Annotated in this window: 13 protein-coding genes, 1 pseudogene and 1 CRISPR repeat array; of the genes and pseudogenes, 3 read left to right on the top strand and 11 right to left on the bottom strand. The window is 41.3% G+C overall.

What is annotated here, in order from left to right:
• The first annotated feature begins 20 nt into the window (after positions 1-20).
• From ACM0OX_RS20145 to ACM0OX_RS20135, 3 genes are all read left to right on the top strand, one after another.
• Positions 21-437, top strand: coding sequence for a XisH family protein (locus tag ACM0OX_RS20145; protein ID WP_414516796.1), 417 nt, complete (start codon positions 21-23; stop codon positions 435-437).
• On the top strand, positions 425-760 hold the full coding sequence (locus ACM0OX_RS20140) for a XisI protein (RefSeq protein ID WP_335045941.1): 336 nt from the start codon (positions 425-427) through the stop codon (positions 758-760). Before ACM0OX_RS20145 ends, ACM0OX_RS20140 begins: the two co-directional genes overlap by 13 nt.
• A gap of 155 nt (positions 761-915) precedes the next feature.
• A complete protein-coding gene (locus ACM0OX_RS20135) occupies positions 916-4,128 on the top strand; it encodes a type I restriction endonuclease subunit R (protein WP_414516795.1) in 3,213 nt (1,070 codons plus the stop codon).
• A 19-nt stretch (positions 4,129-4,147) separates the two neighbouring features.
• Here the strand turns inward: ACM0OX_RS20135 and ACM0OX_RS20130 are convergent, their stop codons facing one another.
• From ACM0OX_RS20130 to vnfG, 11 genes and pseudogenes are all read right to left on the bottom strand, one after another.
• Positions 4,148-4,330, bottom strand: coding sequence for a hypothetical protein (locus ACM0OX_RS20130; protein WP_414516794.1), 183 nt, complete (start codon positions 4,328-4,330; stop codon positions 4,148-4,150).
• Positions 4,331-4,339: 9 nt separating this feature from the next.
• Positions 4,340-4,875: a CRISPR direct-repeat array (repeat unit 36 nt; unit sequence TTGAGCAACGCCTAACGGCATAAAGCCACGACTCAC).
• A gap of 247 nt (positions 4,876-5,122) precedes the next feature.
• Positions 5,123-5,761, bottom strand: a complete 639-nt coding sequence (cas5, locus tag ACM0OX_RS20125; RefSeq protein WP_414516793.1) for a type I-MYXAN CRISPR-associated protein Cas5/Cmx5/DevS — start codon at positions 5,759-5,761, stop codon at positions 5,123-5,125.
• Complete coding sequence (locus ACM0OX_RS20120) at positions 5,758-6,726, bottom strand: CRISPR-associated protein (RefSeq protein WP_414516792.1); 969 nt, start codon at positions 6,724-6,726, stop codon at positions 5,758-5,760. Before ACM0OX_RS20120 ends, cas5 begins: the two co-directional genes overlap by 4 nt.
• Positions 6,704-8,284 carry a type I-MYXAN CRISPR-associated Cas8a1/Cmx1 gene (cas8a1, locus tag ACM0OX_RS20115; RefSeq protein ID WP_414516791.1) on the bottom strand — a complete coding sequence of 527 codons (1,581 nt, stop codon included), beginning with the start codon at positions 8,282-8,284 and terminating at the stop codon, positions 6,704-6,706. The genes ACM0OX_RS20120 and cas8a1 overlap by 23 nt, the downstream gene beginning before the upstream one ends.
• Entirely contained in the window at positions 8,284-8,946 is a 663-nt protein-coding gene (cas6, locus tag ACM0OX_RS20110) for a type I-MYXAN CRISPR-associated protein Cas6/Cmx6 (RefSeq protein WP_414516790.1), read from the bottom strand. Before cas6 ends, cas8a1 begins: the two co-directional genes overlap by 1 nt.
• Before the next feature lie 748 nt (positions 8,947-9,694).
• A pseudogene (locus tag ACM0OX_RS20105) lies at positions 9,695-9,910 on the bottom strand (diflavin flavoprotein A); the annotation flags it as partial.
• A gap of 17 nt (positions 9,911-9,927) precedes the next feature.
• Positions 9,928-11,271: a nitrogenase component 1 gene (locus ACM0OX_RS20100; RefSeq protein WP_414516789.1), complete on the bottom strand. Its 1,344-nt coding sequence runs from the start codon at positions 11,269-11,271 to the stop codon at positions 9,928-9,930.
• Between the two features lie 57 nt (positions 11,272-11,328).
• Positions 11,329-11,550, bottom strand: coding sequence for a hypothetical protein (locus ACM0OX_RS20095; protein WP_414516788.1), 222 nt, complete (start codon positions 11,548-11,550; stop codon positions 11,329-11,331).
• A 31-nt stretch (positions 11,551-11,581) separates the two neighbouring features.
• Positions 11,582-13,111, bottom strand: coding sequence for a nitrogenase component 1 (locus ACM0OX_RS20090; RefSeq protein ID WP_414516787.1), 1,530 nt, complete (start codon positions 13,109-13,111; stop codon positions 11,582-11,584).
• A 186-nt stretch (positions 13,112-13,297) separates the two neighbouring features.
• Complete coding sequence (gene vnfK / locus ACM0OX_RS20085; protein WP_179069583.1) at positions 13,298-14,683, bottom strand: V-containing nitrogenase subunit beta; 1,386 nt, start codon at positions 14,681-14,683, stop codon at positions 13,298-13,300.
• Positions 14,684-15,193: 510 nt separating this feature from the next.
• The coding region (vnfG, locus tag ACM0OX_RS20080) for a V-containing nitrogenase subunit delta (RefSeq protein WP_414516786.1) at positions 15,194-15,621 on the bottom strand (428 nt) is incomplete at its 5' end.

The following is a 15,621-nucleotide window of genomic DNA, read 5'->3' as shown; positions in this document are numbered from 1 at the left end:
ATCTTTTATAATGCTATATTATGCCAGCCAGAGATATCTTTCACAACGCAGTCAAAAAAGGACTAGAAAAAGAAGGGTGGAAAATTACCCATGATCCTTTACCCGTCAGTTTCGAGTTAGGGGATATGTACATAGACTTAGGCGCGGAAAAAATTCTAGCAGCAGAAAGAGAGGGTGAAAAAATTGCTGTTGAAATTAAAAGCTTTTTTAAAACATCTGCAATTTCTGAATTTCACACAGCTTTAGGACAGTTTATTAACTACCGACTAGCATTATCGGAACAAGAACCAGACCGTACTCTTTATTTAGCAGTTCCCATCGATACATACACTTCCTTCTTTAGCATCAGACTTGTACAAAACATTATCAAAACATATCAACTTAAATTGATTACTTATCAACCTATAACAGAGGATATAGTCGAATGGATAAACTAAAAAAATATCAACAAATAATTCAGCAACTTCTCCAAGAATATGCTGCAATTTCTAATCAAGCTCCAGAAATTGAAACCCAATTAATTTTTGACACAGAACATCACCACTATCAACTTGTAAATGTCGGCTGGAAAAATGACCGTCGTATTTATGGTTGTTTTTTACATCTAGACATTAAAGATGGTAAAGTTTGGCTACAACACAACGGAACCGAAAATGAAGTCGGAGAAGATTTAGCAAATTTAGGTATCCCCAAACAGGATATTGTCATCGGCTTTCATTCACCATTTAAACGCCAATTTACAGATTATGCTGTGGGTTAAATATTAAGTGTAAAAACTTTAATTCCTGGAACAGTCACATAAGAGTTGCTTTGTACCATTAATTACGAATTACGAATTATTTAAAGGCAATACTTGCTACTTAGGCAATTCCAAAGCTATCAATATAATAGCTACCCGTATTACCTATCACACCCATGAGTGCCGAATATTCCGAAGACCGCCTCGTGCAACAAACTACCGCTAACTTCTTTGAACAAATCCTGAAATGGCACTCAGTTTACGCATACAAAAAAGAAACCTTCGGCACTAACGGCACACTAGGACGTAAGGATAAACGAGAAGTTGTACTCACACGCTATCTTCGCCAAGCATTAGAGAAATTTAATCCTGGTCATCCACAGCAAGTATACGATGATGCGATCGCTCAATTCACCACATCCAATATTTCAGAGCAATTAATCACCATCAACCAGAAAAAATACCAACTTATCCGTGAAGGTATCCTAGAGAAACCCTACAAAAACCCACACGGTGAAACTATCAATCCCCGCTTGAAAGTGATTGATTTTCAAAACCCAGAAAATAACCATTTCCTGGTTGTGCGGGAGTTGTCTATTAAAGGTTCTCTCTATTCCAAACGACCTGATATCATCGGCTTTGTTAATGGTATTCCTTTACTATTTATTGAACTTAAAGCCACGCACCGCAACGTCAGAGTGGCTTACGAAGACAACTACACCGACTACAAAGATACTATCCCCGAAATTTTCCATCACAACGCCATAGTCATGTTGAGTAATGGAATAGTGGGGAAAGTAGGTAGCATCACCAGTCGCTACGGCCACTTCCAAGAATGGAAACGTTTAGAAGAAGAAGAACTCGGCAAAGTTGACTACCAAACAATGTTAATGGGGATGTGCCGCAAAGACAATTTCCTCGACATCATCGAAAACTTCATCCTCTTTGATGACAGTAGCGGTAAAACAATCAAAATTCTGACTCGTAATCACCAATTTCTTGGTGTTAACCGCGCATTTACCGCCATTCAACAACGGCAAGTCCGAGAAGGTAAACTTGGCGTTTTCTGGCATACTCAAGGTAGCGGTAAATCTTACTCAATAGCATTTCTCACGCGCAAAGCGCACCGCCAATTACCAGGTAATTTTACCTTTGTCATCGTCACAGACCGCCAAGAATTAGATAATCAAATCGTGCAAACCTTTGCTGGCGTTGGTGCTATCAAAGAAAATAACACCCAAGCCGCCAGTGGTGAACAATTAGCTGAATTACTCAAAGACAACCATCGCTACGTTTTCACGCTGATTCACAAATTCAACAAACCTGGTGAGATTTACTCCCACCGTGCCGATATTATCGTCATCTCCGACGAAGCGCACCGCACCCAATACGGTAAACTCGCGGAAAATATGCGTTTTAGTTTACCCAACGCATCTTTCATCGGCTTTACTGGTACACCCTTAATGGAGTCGGAAGAAGACCAACTTACCCGTCGAGTTTTCGGCGGCTACGTTTCCACCTACGACTTCCAACGCGCTGTAGAAGATGGTGCAACAGTACCTCTCTACTACGACAATCGAGGCGAAGAATTATATTATGACGACAAAGGCACTCAACGCCAGGTTGCAGCTGATAAAGAACTAAATCAACGCCTCGCCACCGCCATCAAACAATTTGACCTCGACGCAGAACAAGAAGAAGCCGTCCGTCGCCGCTTGGGGGGAGAATATCTCATCCTCACCGCCGAAAAACGTTTAGACCGAATCGCCCAAGACTTAGTAGCTCACTATACCCAACGTTGGCAAACCGGAAAAGCTATGCTTGTTTGTCTAGATAAGATTACCGCCGTGCGAATGCACGGACTTATCGATAAATACTGGAAACAAGCAATACAAGCACAGAAACAATTAGTCAAACAAGCTGGTGATGAACAAGAGGAAGTAGAACATCAGCAATATTTGCAATGGTTGGAGTCAACAGAATATTTAGTTGTGATTAGCGAAGCCCAAAATGAAGTTAAAACTTTCAAAGATTGGGATTTAGATATAGTTCCCCATCGCCAAATTATCAAAAGTCGCAATCTAGAAGAAGAATTTAAGAACGAAAAACACCCTTTCCGCTTTGCAATTGTCTGCGCCATGTGGTTAACAGGCTTTGATGTCCCCAGCCTTGCCACATTATATATAGATAAACCCTTACAAGGACATACTCTCATGCAAGCGATCGCTCGTGCAAACCGCGTCTACGAAGGGAAAAATAACGGTTTGTTAATTGATTACAACGGTATTTTAACAAGTCTCCGTGCCGCCCTTGCAAGATACTCCCGTGCAGAAGTAGGAGGCACAGACGAGAGTATAACACCTTACAACGACCTGAACCAATTACGAGAAGATTATGTGATCGCGCTTCAAAACTGTATTGACCACATCGCCAACCTGGGGTTTGACCTGCAAGAACTAGTGGAAACAGCAGGATTTGATAAAATTGCTGCTTTAGCAAGTGCAGTTAATGCAGTTTGCACTAACGATGAATCTCGCGCCCGCTTTGAAGTATTAGCCAGGGAAATCTTCAAAAAGAAACAGGCGCTAATCACTGAACCGAAATTAACCGCACCCTACCAAGGAAGATATAACGCCATCGAGCAAATTTACAAACATTTACACGAACAACACAAAATATCTTTAGATATTAACGCTGTCATCCGTTCCTTACAAGGTATCGTTAGCGAGTTCATCAACGTTGATACTTCCCGTCTTCCAGGTGCAGAGTCAGGCAAAAATTACAATATTAGCAATATAGACTTTGAGTTATTAAAAGCAGAATTTGCTAATTCTCAGACCAAAAATACCTCAGTCCAAACCCTCAAAGAAGCCGTCGAACGCCAACTCCAGCGAATGGTACAACGAAACCCATCTCGCATTGACTACTACACGCGCTATCAACAAGTTATCCAAAACTATAACCGTGAAACTGACCGAGTAGCCATTGAGCAAACATTTGAGGAACTGCTGAAACTTGTCAAAGACTTATCCGAAGAAGACACCCGTGCTGTTCGCGAAGGTTTAAGCGAAGAACACCTTGCTGTTTTCGACTTGCTTTGCTCATCTAAAGATAATTTAGATACCAGAATTAGAAACCGTGTTAAACAAGTTGCTCAGTCGCTAATTGAAGCCGTGAAATCACAATTACAGCAACTAGAAAACTGGCGGGATAAGGAATCTACAAGAGCCACAATTAAGAGTTTTATTTATGATTACTTGTACAGCGAAGACACAGGTTTACCTGTAGATGCCTACGATGATAGCGATGTAGACAACCTGAGTAATATAGTATTTATCCATATTTATCAGCAGTATAAAAGTGCTAATAAACATCCTTATGCAGCGTAATAGTACTTAATATTACTCCCTAAAGCGTTTGAGGTTTTGGTGTAAGACTTCGTGAATGCGTTGGCGTAGCCCGCCGCAGGCATCGCACCAAAAAGGAAGTCTGCCCCTGACAAAGAGCTTCTAGCGCTACTTGCTTGTCAAACTCTGCCAATTGCAAAGGTTGTTCAGGCGATGACCTGGCTAATAACATTAGCCGCTTCATCTTGCAAGATTGAGCAACGCCTAACGGCATAAAGCCACGACTCACATTTCGCCTCCTCAACTTCTGCTTTTGCTACTTCTTGAGCAACGCCTAACGGCATAAAGCCACGACTCACATCCTTTTTGCGATGAGATTGATAAACTCCATCGATTGAGCAACGCCTAACGGCATAAAGCCACGACTCACTAAAGTAGACTTACCCGACTGCGTACCACCTACCAATTGAGCAACGCCTAACGGCATAAAGCCACGACTCACCTGATGATTTAGGCTTTGCTGCTGCGAAAACTTACGATTGAGCAACGCCTAACGGCATAAAGCCACGACTCACAGAACAACGCAATTCCTGAACCAGTTCGCCGCTCTTTTTGAGCAACGCCTAACGGCATAAAGCCACGACTCACATCTGGGCAATTTCACTCCAGGTTGACCCTGAATATTGAGCAACGCCTAACGGCATAAAGCCACGACTCACGAGGCAGGAGGTAGAAGGCAGAAGGGAAGAAAATTTGAGCAACGCCTAACGGCATAAAGCCACGACTCACAGCAAAGGCTAAAACCCTTGAGTGATCAAGGCTCACTCACAATTTTACAAGTACCCCTCAGCCGGAGATCCCAAAAAGACAAAACTTATCAATTTCTTGTATTTCTTCAACCTCTACAACTCAATCCCCTTAACTCTTTCAAGGATTTGCAAGCACCTTTTTCTTTATCTAAATTGCTATATCCCTTAACCCTGTAATCCTTTCCGTCATTTTTTACCTCGATTCTCCTCGCCAGCAGGGGTACTTGTCAAATCGGAGATTGAACCATTGTCCAGGCTAAATCAGGAGGTGATAATCTATCCATTTCCTCAATCCGATACCTCAAAAATCGGGTATTTCTTGACCCCACATGGTCAACCCAATAGGGTAAAGTTAACCTGCCTCGATTATCTCTAATCGCCCACTGTCTCACTCCCTCTAGATAATCTTCCGAGACAAGTTTGATCGTTTTAATCAACTGGTCGCTTTCTCCCAAAAATAAACAACCAAACCGTCTTACTAGCTCAGGATGGTCAAACGCTAACTGTATCCTGTCCCTTAAACTTGGTTGTATCTTTTCCTCGTCAGAACGAACCCAAATCAAACACCGCAAATTAGACAAAATTTCTTGATAACAGGGAATAACATTCTCCGCATGGCTAAAATCAGCATTCTTAAACCGTCTCATTTGACGCAAAATCCGCGACTTTTTGGGGCTAGATAACATTGCGATCGCCAATTCTACCCCACAGTGGCGATAGACATTCGTTTCCCCTACCAAAGACAACAACATCCCATACACTGTCGCTGGAGGAGGGACAGGATAGGTTTTTCCCATTTCCCTTGCATGGGACTCGCGAAAAGTCGCAAATGGAACATCCAAATAGAGAATTAATGGTGCAATCATTTTGATTCTTCTAAGCCCAAATCTCTTTTAATGACTGTTTTCAAAGCTTCAACCATTTCATTTCGATTACGATAAATATGCGCTTTCTTCAAAGGGGAACTTTCAAAATTATCCAATTGCTGTAACTCCTTAACAATTGTTCCCCCAATCCACAATTTACTAGGGTCAATCTGTCCGCATTCCACTTCATCTATAAACTCTTGTGTAAATTTTGCTTCCTTACTCTTAGGATCGCAATATTCAAAGCAATAGGAAATATATGAAGCAAAATGATTTGTCCATTGAAATACCAAACTATCGGGACAGAAAGGATAATTAAAAATATTACTACTCCCTCCCACCTTGGGCAGATTCATAATCCCATCTATCAAAGGTAAAATCCGGGAACAATCTTTCAGATGAGTGGCATCAATTCCAAAATAATATTGATATCGAGTTGCATGATATTCTGTAAAATGGAGAGATGTACTATCCTTCTCTCTGCCACTTTTTGCCCCTAACTTAACTGCACCATCATAAGGCGTTAGCGAAACAGCCATATTCATCCCTAAAGCACCCATTCGCTGATTAGGAGTACTGGCTTTTGTTTGTTTCTTTTTTCTCTTTGTTGTTGAAGTCTCCTCCTCTGTTTCAGCAGACTCTAATAAAGCAAACCCAAAAATATCATCATCATAAAATTGTTCTGGATCGAAATCTTCACTTGTTAACCGATTAATATGTTCGTCCTCATCCCAAACTCGATTAACTAAGTAACCTTGCTTTTGAAGATAAAAACGTAACGCCCAACGAATTGCACTTGAACCTACAAAAGAATGAATTTTACCATTCCAATAGCCTTTTTGTAGAATAGTCTTATTTCCTCGTCTAATGTCATGATTTAAGGACGCTAAACCATAACGAGTGAGGATTGTTCCGTAAAGATAATATTTTGGGATATTATTGTCATTCTTCTTCTGACTCATCATTCACTTCTTCTAGGTTTTGATTGTTTGGGAACGAACTATCATCCATGTTTGTGGGTTTATCTTTGGGTTTATAACTGGCGATCGCTAACAATGACCAAATTCTTATTTCTTGCCAAGGTGATTTTTTAATTAGTAGTGCAATCTCTTCCTGATGCTCATTAAAATACTTATTTAATCCCCCTCTTACTAAAAAGTCAGACAAATATTCCTTAAACGACAATTCATCATAACAATAGTTTAGCTCTGCCCTTAATCGTTCAACTTTCTTCTTAATTGGAGGATCTTTCCCTTCCTCTGTTTTGGCATAAATTTTAGCAAAGTTGCCCTTCATAGCTTGCTGAAATACCTTAATAAAAATAAGATACTGCTTGTCTTGTTCACTATTCTCTGCCATGATGATGAGTCCTTCTCGATTGGAAAATAACTGGTTAAATAAATATTCTTTTGAATCCTCTATCACCAATTTTTCCCAAAAATTAGACCACCAATGGATTCCTTTCACTAAATTATCAGCAATCAGGGAGCGAATCGGATTGACCTTAATAAAAATTTGCTTATATTTAATTATCTGATAATTAGTTTTAAAGTATTTTTGCACTTGTTGGTAAGTCATTAAAATATTCTTATCAATTTTAATTTCTTCTATACTCATCAATGTCCGTTGACGAGAAGCTTGATTTAATTTTTCATATAACCAAACTTGACAAGCTTGATAGTAGACCACTTCAGGCTGAATATCGTCTAAGCTGTAATAAAGTAATCCTGCTTCTCCAAGGCTACTAACATGAAACTGTTTGGTTTCTAATTGCTGTAATCCCCATCTTCTTTGAGAAGCGTCTTCAAAATCCTTGATTTCTGGAATCACCATCAAGTAGCGATGGGGTTTCCTTTCTTTTAAGTCTTCTGATGGTATATGAAGTAAGCAATAATGACAAACTACTGGTACAAATAATAATGCTAAGGCGTATTCAGGTTTCTCTTCTAGTTTTGTAGTATTCTGCGTCCGAGCATGGCGAACAATTCCCCCTAAATACAACCAACTGGTTATTTGAATATAATCATGTCTGAGTTGTTGGGTATCTGCCTGGCATAACTTCTCTGCAAAAGTTTGATGTGCGTACCAAGTTAGGGATTTGTATTGATACTCGACTTTGTTTTCTTCAACCTTTAGTTCAGTGTTAACTAGCTCTCCCGCTTGATAAAACTGATTATGACGCAGAAAAACAGCACATATTCCCTCATGAATGTGGACTTTCTGGCTTAAATCTATTGCATCATTGTCTAACCCTACTAAATGAATTAAACCTGTATCATCTAATTGAAAAGACTCATTAATTAACCAAGATAGGGCGATGAAATCACTTCCTTCCCAGAATAATTCAATAGTATCAGCAGTCAAAATCCATGATATATGTCCTCCCCGTTCATGAGATAAGCGATATTGCTTTTCCAATCGCTTTAAAGTCATATAAAGTCCGGTCATTCCGACGCGGTGCATTATTGTCGTATCCGCAGCATGGAGAGATAGGGAAATGTTGGGTTGGGTAGAGACTATCATCAGGTTTCCTCTTCTGACTTGCTGCGAGTCGCTGGAACAAATATTCCACACATCATTTTTCGTTTCCCACTAATTCCCTGTTCTTGCAAGGTTAAGGAATCTTCTGGGTTGAGTTCGCTAATTTTTACGCCAAATCCTTTAACTTTAAACTGTTTTCCTTTTTGATTGATGGTTAATTGTCTTTTTTGAGGTGTTCCATCTTGTCGGGTCAGAAGTTCAATTTTTCCTTCTATTCCTTTATTATCTAGTTTCCGTTGCACAGCTTCAATAAAGTTAATAGGTTCTTGAAAGCCTGTAATTATCACTAATCTGGAATAGACACTTTCTGAAGAAATTAACGGTTTGTATTCGGGAATATCTAGTTGATAAGAATTTTGACCTATGTGAAAAGCTTGACCCGCTAAATAAGGATAAATTAAAGGAATCTGTTGATGATGAATCCGAATTTTGAGGCGAGATTGAGCAGTGAGTTCAAGCAAATTGTTCCTTGTCGGTATTCCTGCGATCGGATGAATCCCAATAGACTCTAGTTCGTGAAGGATAGGACAAATCCTGGACAATGCACTATAGATAACATAACCATTATCAAGAGGAATCGGTGCGCCTCTCAGCTTAAACGTTAAGTCTATATATTCCTCACTTTGAATTAATATGACTGCCATAGATGGAAATTTTGAGATGTCAGAGTTTGTTTAATACATCAACATCCTCTTGTGCAAAATTGTCCTCATTGTCATCGCCGACTACTTTGGTTAGAGTGGCAATCCAGTTTAGGCTATTGTTCGCAATATTCTTACTGGTTAGGAGGATCTTCTAATACTCCAGTAGTTACTCAAAACAGATGGACAGCCAAAAGTTCCTATCCTATACCAGCATGAACAGCTTCTGCTCCATTATAAAAAAATTTGGTGCTTTTCTGCTCTCTATGCTTGATTGGACTCACGGCAAGCTTATCCTTCCAATTTGGACTAGCGGCAAACTTATGGTTCCAAACTGTCAGTTTCATCCAAAATTAGCTGACGCAAGAATGAGGGTTATAATGTTGTTGGCGGCAAAGTTATGCTTCCAGGCGCGGCAAAGTTATGGGTAAAGTCACATCAGAAATAACTGGATTTATAATCAAAGGGGAAGGGGGAAAGGTTTCAAATCCCTTACCCCTTCCCCTTTCCCCAGCCATCACGCAGCATTTTTGGGTTGGCAGACTACTAGTTTTAGTATCAGATTAGTATCCTAATTTTATATCCTATGCCCAAGGCTCCAGCAGGAACTGTGCATATAGATTGCTTCAAGGACAATAAAAGGGTTTAAATTGATTCATAGCTGCAATTAAATGATTGAATCCCAGTAACAAACTGTGAATTAGGGAAAATATACCCGGAAAGTGACAGAAAAGGGTTAACTCGATGTTTGGATTTGGGTTTTGCGATCGCATCTGAAAATTGTATCAAGCCAGTGTAAGTTAGGCCCACTCACAAATTCAATTTTGTGTGCCTTGCCAATATCTATGCGATCGCCAGTTTTCACAATCCGCTTAAAAGAGCGATCGCATACGAACCCTTCCAAAAATTGGAGCGCGACTTTTGAGGCTAAGACAGTGGCTCTAGGCGCTAACTGGAGGACATCTTTCTTGACACAATACTTTTCTATGTCCAATGAATCTCTTTGGAACGAAAAGCTCTATCCCAATCGTTAGCAATCACCTCCATCATATTGATCATGCCTTCATAGCCAAAATATGGCTTGTCAACATAAGTTTCTCTGTTAGTCGGGCTAAATACGTCAAAAGCAATTTTGATTCCTAGTTCCTCTGCCATGTATTTTTCCCATGCCGAGCCAATCACAGCATCAACATCAAACTCTTGTAAGGTCTGTTTAATCTGATATCCATCTGCCGAAAATGCCACACGAGGAGCAAGACCAAGACTATCTAGTTCTCGCTCTAGAATTGCACGAGAATCAGGCATCGCCGAGCGAAATAATAAAACTTCTGGAATCATCTCTAATTCTTCAAAGAGCATTCTGACCAGTCCAATGCCAAGCGTCCCATCCGCAGAGATGGCAATTCTACAGTTACGATATCGGGGAATAATCATCAATGCTCGTTTGCGAAGTGTATCTACGACCATTTCTTCGCCTTGTTTAATTAGCGGTTCGACTTTTTCTTCTATCTTGAAATGTGCCGCCAATGCCTTCAACCATCGAGTAGTGTTGTTTACACCTATTGGTAAAGGTATATCATCAAGGATGAGGGGGATATTGTGGGTTTCTTGCATTTTCCGAGCAAACTTATACCCAACATCATGACTGAGAACAATATTGGCTGTTGCCTCACCAGCTAGCTCCAGTTCTTCAAATGAGGTATTATGAGAGAAGACAGTCTGTACCCTAATCCTCAAAGATTTTAAAATCTGCGTTACCCATTGCAAATCAGCCCACCAAGTAGGATTAAGATTTGCCTGTGGCGCAATGATATTTACAATCCTCGGTTTTCTACCTCTTCTCTTGGTTTGCCTTTTTTTGATAAAAGGAAGTAAAGCCTCTAAACCCATCTCCAAGCCATCATAAGCATTGCCCCGAAATCCACCAGCAAGTAAAGGAACGAGTTTGGCTTTGACATCTGGCTGAAGTTGATGGCATAATCCTGCAATATCTTCACCAATAATGTCCGCCGCGCAAGTACCAACGACAAACATGACCTTAGAATCAAAAGATTGATCCGCCTCTTTAATCATCCCTTTGAGTTTTTCAGACGCTCCCATCACAATATCTGACTCAAAAAGGCGGGTACAACCTACTTTTCGCTTGGTGAAATCAACCTCATGAGCATCATACCCAGCTGCGACAGTGGACGCGCAACCCTGTGGAGACTGAATTACAATACTGACATCTTTAATGCCAGCAACCGTAGTTGCAATACCTTCAAGGGCACACCCAACGATTGGGTCTTTACTATGGTCACAATTATCAAAAGTTAGTCCAGCAGACATTTTTCCCTCCTATTTTTCTAAGGCTTTTCTCTAAAGCTTGACTATCGTAAACGCGTTTCACGCAGCCTGTAGCAACTTATGCTTTGTGTGTTTCGCGTAGCCTGTAAGAGCTTCTGTCTTCCCTGTAGCGACTTCTAGACGTTTCTGTGTTTCGCGCAGCCTGTAATGACCAAGGTTGGGACGGTCTACTACTTCTTTTAAGATACAAGGTTGGGTTGAGGAACGAAACCCAACAAAATCTCGCTCGGAAATGTTGGGTAACACTAAAGTTCTACCCAATCTACAATTTTCTTGTAATCCAAAACTGGTATTACTCGTTCATACATTTTCCCCGTCTTTTCTCTGCATATACAGTACAATCAGGCAGGTCTTGAGCTAATTTTCCAGTCAATGATTGAGCAGATGCTAACCCGGAATTTTTAGGGAATACCATTTGCTTAGTTAAGGAACTACGAGGTCTAAAGCCATATTGGAGTGCTGTTTTAATACACCTTGCGACCTTTAAGGCTCCGCGATAGCCAAATCTAGGACGATTTAAGATGGCATTTAAATCGACTACGGGAATATGGGGGAAACTCAAGGAAGAACCAAAATACACTACTGAGTCTGCATCAAGACCACCAATGAAATCCAGTAATTCATCTTCCGTTTGTTTCATGGACTCGTACTTGCCAAAGGCCAGTGTCCCTTTTGTAATCAGGATTTCTGGGTCTAACCCTGTTTCCAACAAATAATCTACACTGGTTTCTCGTGCTTCTGTACTCCAGGGATGGAAGTTATAGATTACTACACGCATCCCAAAATCACGATCCAACATGTGAGCAAGGGATAAGCACTTGATAGCATCATGTCCTTCGATAATCGCTAACTTCCCTTCTATATAACCCTTAGCTGCTTCAAATTCAGTCTTGATTGCGGCATATTCCTTTTCCATTAGAGCAGCCGCTTGTTCTTCCATCCCTAAATATTTTGCCGCCCCTTCGAGCCATTTTTCTGTAGCGGTGATTCCATAGGGGAGGATAGTAGAATTTAACGGCGTACCAAACTTGTCTGACATGGCTTTGCCAATGGTATAGCCAAGATCCAAACATAAGGTACAGTTGACTGCCGCACTCGGTGCTTGCTTGAGTTCTTCTAATGTACAATCACCTGCGATGACGCTGTGAACTCTTGCCCCCATTGCTTCTATTAATCGCACCAATTCTTTGACATCAGTTTCGACTTCTGTCCTTTCAGGGCCCATCTTCGCGCCCACAATATTGACAGCATCGGCTAGTTGTGCTTTCCGCTCTGGAGTTGGCGGCTCCATAAAGTCTACGATTTGCCGAAATACGATATCAAATCCACTGCGATACTCCCCGGCGAATCCTTCACAATGTATCGTCATGATCTCAGCATCGATTTCGCTGCGGGCTTTATTCACTACGTCATCAACACAGTCGCCAATAATACCAGACGCACAACTAGTGGCAACAACGATCGCATCAGGATGGTATTTTTCATCTACTTCTCGAATCGCGCCTTTTAATTCTTTTTCCCCGCCAAAAATCACCGCTTTCTCACTCATGTTCGTAGTCACCACGGGTTCATAAGGGGAACCACTATTGCGGCTATTGTTCAGCTTGTATGCCCGCTTGACTCCATAAGCACAGCCACTCGGCCCGTGAGAAATGACGATCGCATTTTTAATCCCACTTAAAATCTTCGTTGCAGTCCAAAATTTACAGGGGCGGGTATGACTACCTTGTAAACTGGTCTTAATTTTACCCTCTTTTGCCAAACGATACAGTTCACTCAAATTTCCGTAAAATACGACATTCTGATCTATACTTGCAGTCACGATCGCTCTCCAGTATTTCGTAATTTTCTCTCTGCGCTCTCTGTGCCTCTGTGGTTAAAAAGTATTTATTTAACCGCAGAGGCGCAGAGGACACAGAGAATAGTCTGAGGGTAGGAAGAGAGTATGGGGTGGAGGACGAGGCACTTGTCACTGTGGAGACAGCCCACTCCCATACACATCACTCTCTTACCAGACGTTTAAGATCCACTCGCGATCGTGCTTGTTCTCCATATCTGCAAACATGGCGTTGGCAATGTTATCTGCTAGCCATTCTGCTCCTTTGTAGCCAATCACAGGATATTTCCACAAACCTGCACGGTCAAAGCTAGGAAATCCTACCCGAACCATCGGAATTTTGTTGTCGATAGAAATATACCGACCCTTGGAATGACCTAGAATCAAGTCAATTTCGAGGGATTTATCTGTAATGCGGCGCTCTAATTCCCAAAGGTCTGCATTCCAGATAACTTCGATATCACAAGCTGCTTGCTTCTCCAACTCGGCAATTCTTGGGTCTTTGGTGCAGGCTTTGTTGTCGTCTCCCAACAACATCAACACTGGCTCTAACTCAACTTCTAAGCAGAACTCTGCTAGACCAATTACTAAATCGGGATCTCCGTAAATAGCTACCTTCTTGTTGGCGAAGAACATGTGGGCGAGGTCTGCGATCGCATCAATAGCTTTACCACGTTCTCTGACTAAAGATTCTGGTATTGGTTTACCAGTCATTTTACTGATATTTTGCAGCCAGATGTCGGTATTTTTGATACCGATTGGTGTTGGGCCAAGAATTGCGGGAACTTTGAACTTCTCTTCTAAGAATTCGGCTGCACTACCGCCTTCATATTTACATAAGGCAATAGTTCCCAACGCATTGGCAGAATCAGCAATTTCTTCAATGGTGGTATTGCCAAAAGCAAAACTTGTCTTATCGGGCATGGTGGGCGCATCGAAGGTTTCTGTATCCAGTAAGATGTTTCCTGGAACGTCCATCTCTTTTAAGATGCGCTTAACTTCAGTGACATCTCCAGGGTTAAGCCACCCAGTGATGATGTTCAACTTGCCAGTTGGTTCGCCTTTTTTTGCTAGGCTAGAAATAATTGCGTGTACGCCGACATTATAGCCAGTGACTTGAGAGCCTTTGTAACTGGGGGTATGTACAGGAACAAGAATAACCTTGCGATCGGGATAAGCCTCCTTTAAAAAGCCGTTGAGCTTGTTAATGGTTCCTTCGATATCGTCCCCAATTGTCTCAGTTGAACAAGTCGTAATAATTGGGATAATCCGTAAATCGGGATATCGTGCTACTAAGGTCTTTACGCCTTCCTCAATACGTGGCTGTCCTCCAAGAACAGCACTATTTTCATGGAGTGAAGAAGAAGCAATGTCGAAATTTTCCTTCAAATGCTGGGCAAACAGAAGACGAACGAACATACTACATCCTTGTCCTCCATGCACCAGGGGAATACAATCTTTGATTCCGATGGAAGCATATTCAGCCCCAGCAGGCTGACAGGTAAATATAGGATTGATGATTCCCTTGCGTTCTTTCTGTTTTACGACTAAAGACATTCTCTTGACTCCTATGTGGTAAAAAAAATTGCGTGATTTTGTTTGGCGTTGCTGAACGAAGAGATGAAGTGTCTTTTCGAGCTTAAGAAAGTAGAGCGGTGTCTGTGGCAAGCTAACGCTGCATCTAACCAAGAAGCAAGCTACTCATAGCATCGATTACAGAACAAAAGTAGAATTGAATTTCGTGAAAATCTTGAAAGCTAGATGAGATGCTTCTGTAGTCAGATACTACGCTTCTTAGGAATGCTTTTGGTGTAGCCCGTCGGTGCGATCGCTCTCTACTCTGTAAGAAAATTTCTGCACAAACACTAACAGGATGACTTGACTCTAATTCATACTCCAATTCAACAACGCCGTTCGTTTGTAGGACTTACGCAAAAACTCTCTCAAACTCTCTTCCTCCGTGACCTCTGCGTCCTCTGTGGTAGCCTGCGGCAAGCCTCTCCGCGTCTACGTTTTTCCTTACCTTTGCGTAAGTCCTAGTTTGGTTGAATTACCGATCTAATTGCTTTAATAAAGCGAATAATGCAACTCACCATTCTTCGACTTGGTGATTACAATATCGACCAGCATTCCCTTAACAGCTTCCAGTACTGCCTTCTTTTGCGAGTTTTCCATGCTATTTAACCATGCAAACCTAATTTCCAGGTCAGCTGCAAGGATCTTCGCATCTGCATAAAAACCTCTCTCGATCAAGGTTTCCAGAACTACCTTTTCTCCAGTCAAGATTTGGGCAGTCTTATTGAGAACACCATTGATGTTTTCTTCCCGATCCCATGCACGAGAATGAAACTGCCACAAACACCGTTCTTGAATTAATTTTGTGACTTCCGCAGCTCGATCTTGAATGTATAACGCGATTTCCTTAGCTTGCACTTGAACCTGTGGTGCAACTTCCTTAGCTTGTGGTTGAACTTGTGGTGCAACTTCCTTAGCTT

This window comes from Nostoc sp. PCC 9305 (assembly GCF_963920915.1).
In the GTDB taxonomy this organism is placed as follows: Bacteria; Cyanobacteriota; Cyanobacteriia; order Cyanobacteriales; family Nostocaceae; genus Nostoc.
This window is presented reverse-complemented; position numbering and strand designations above follow the sequence as displayed.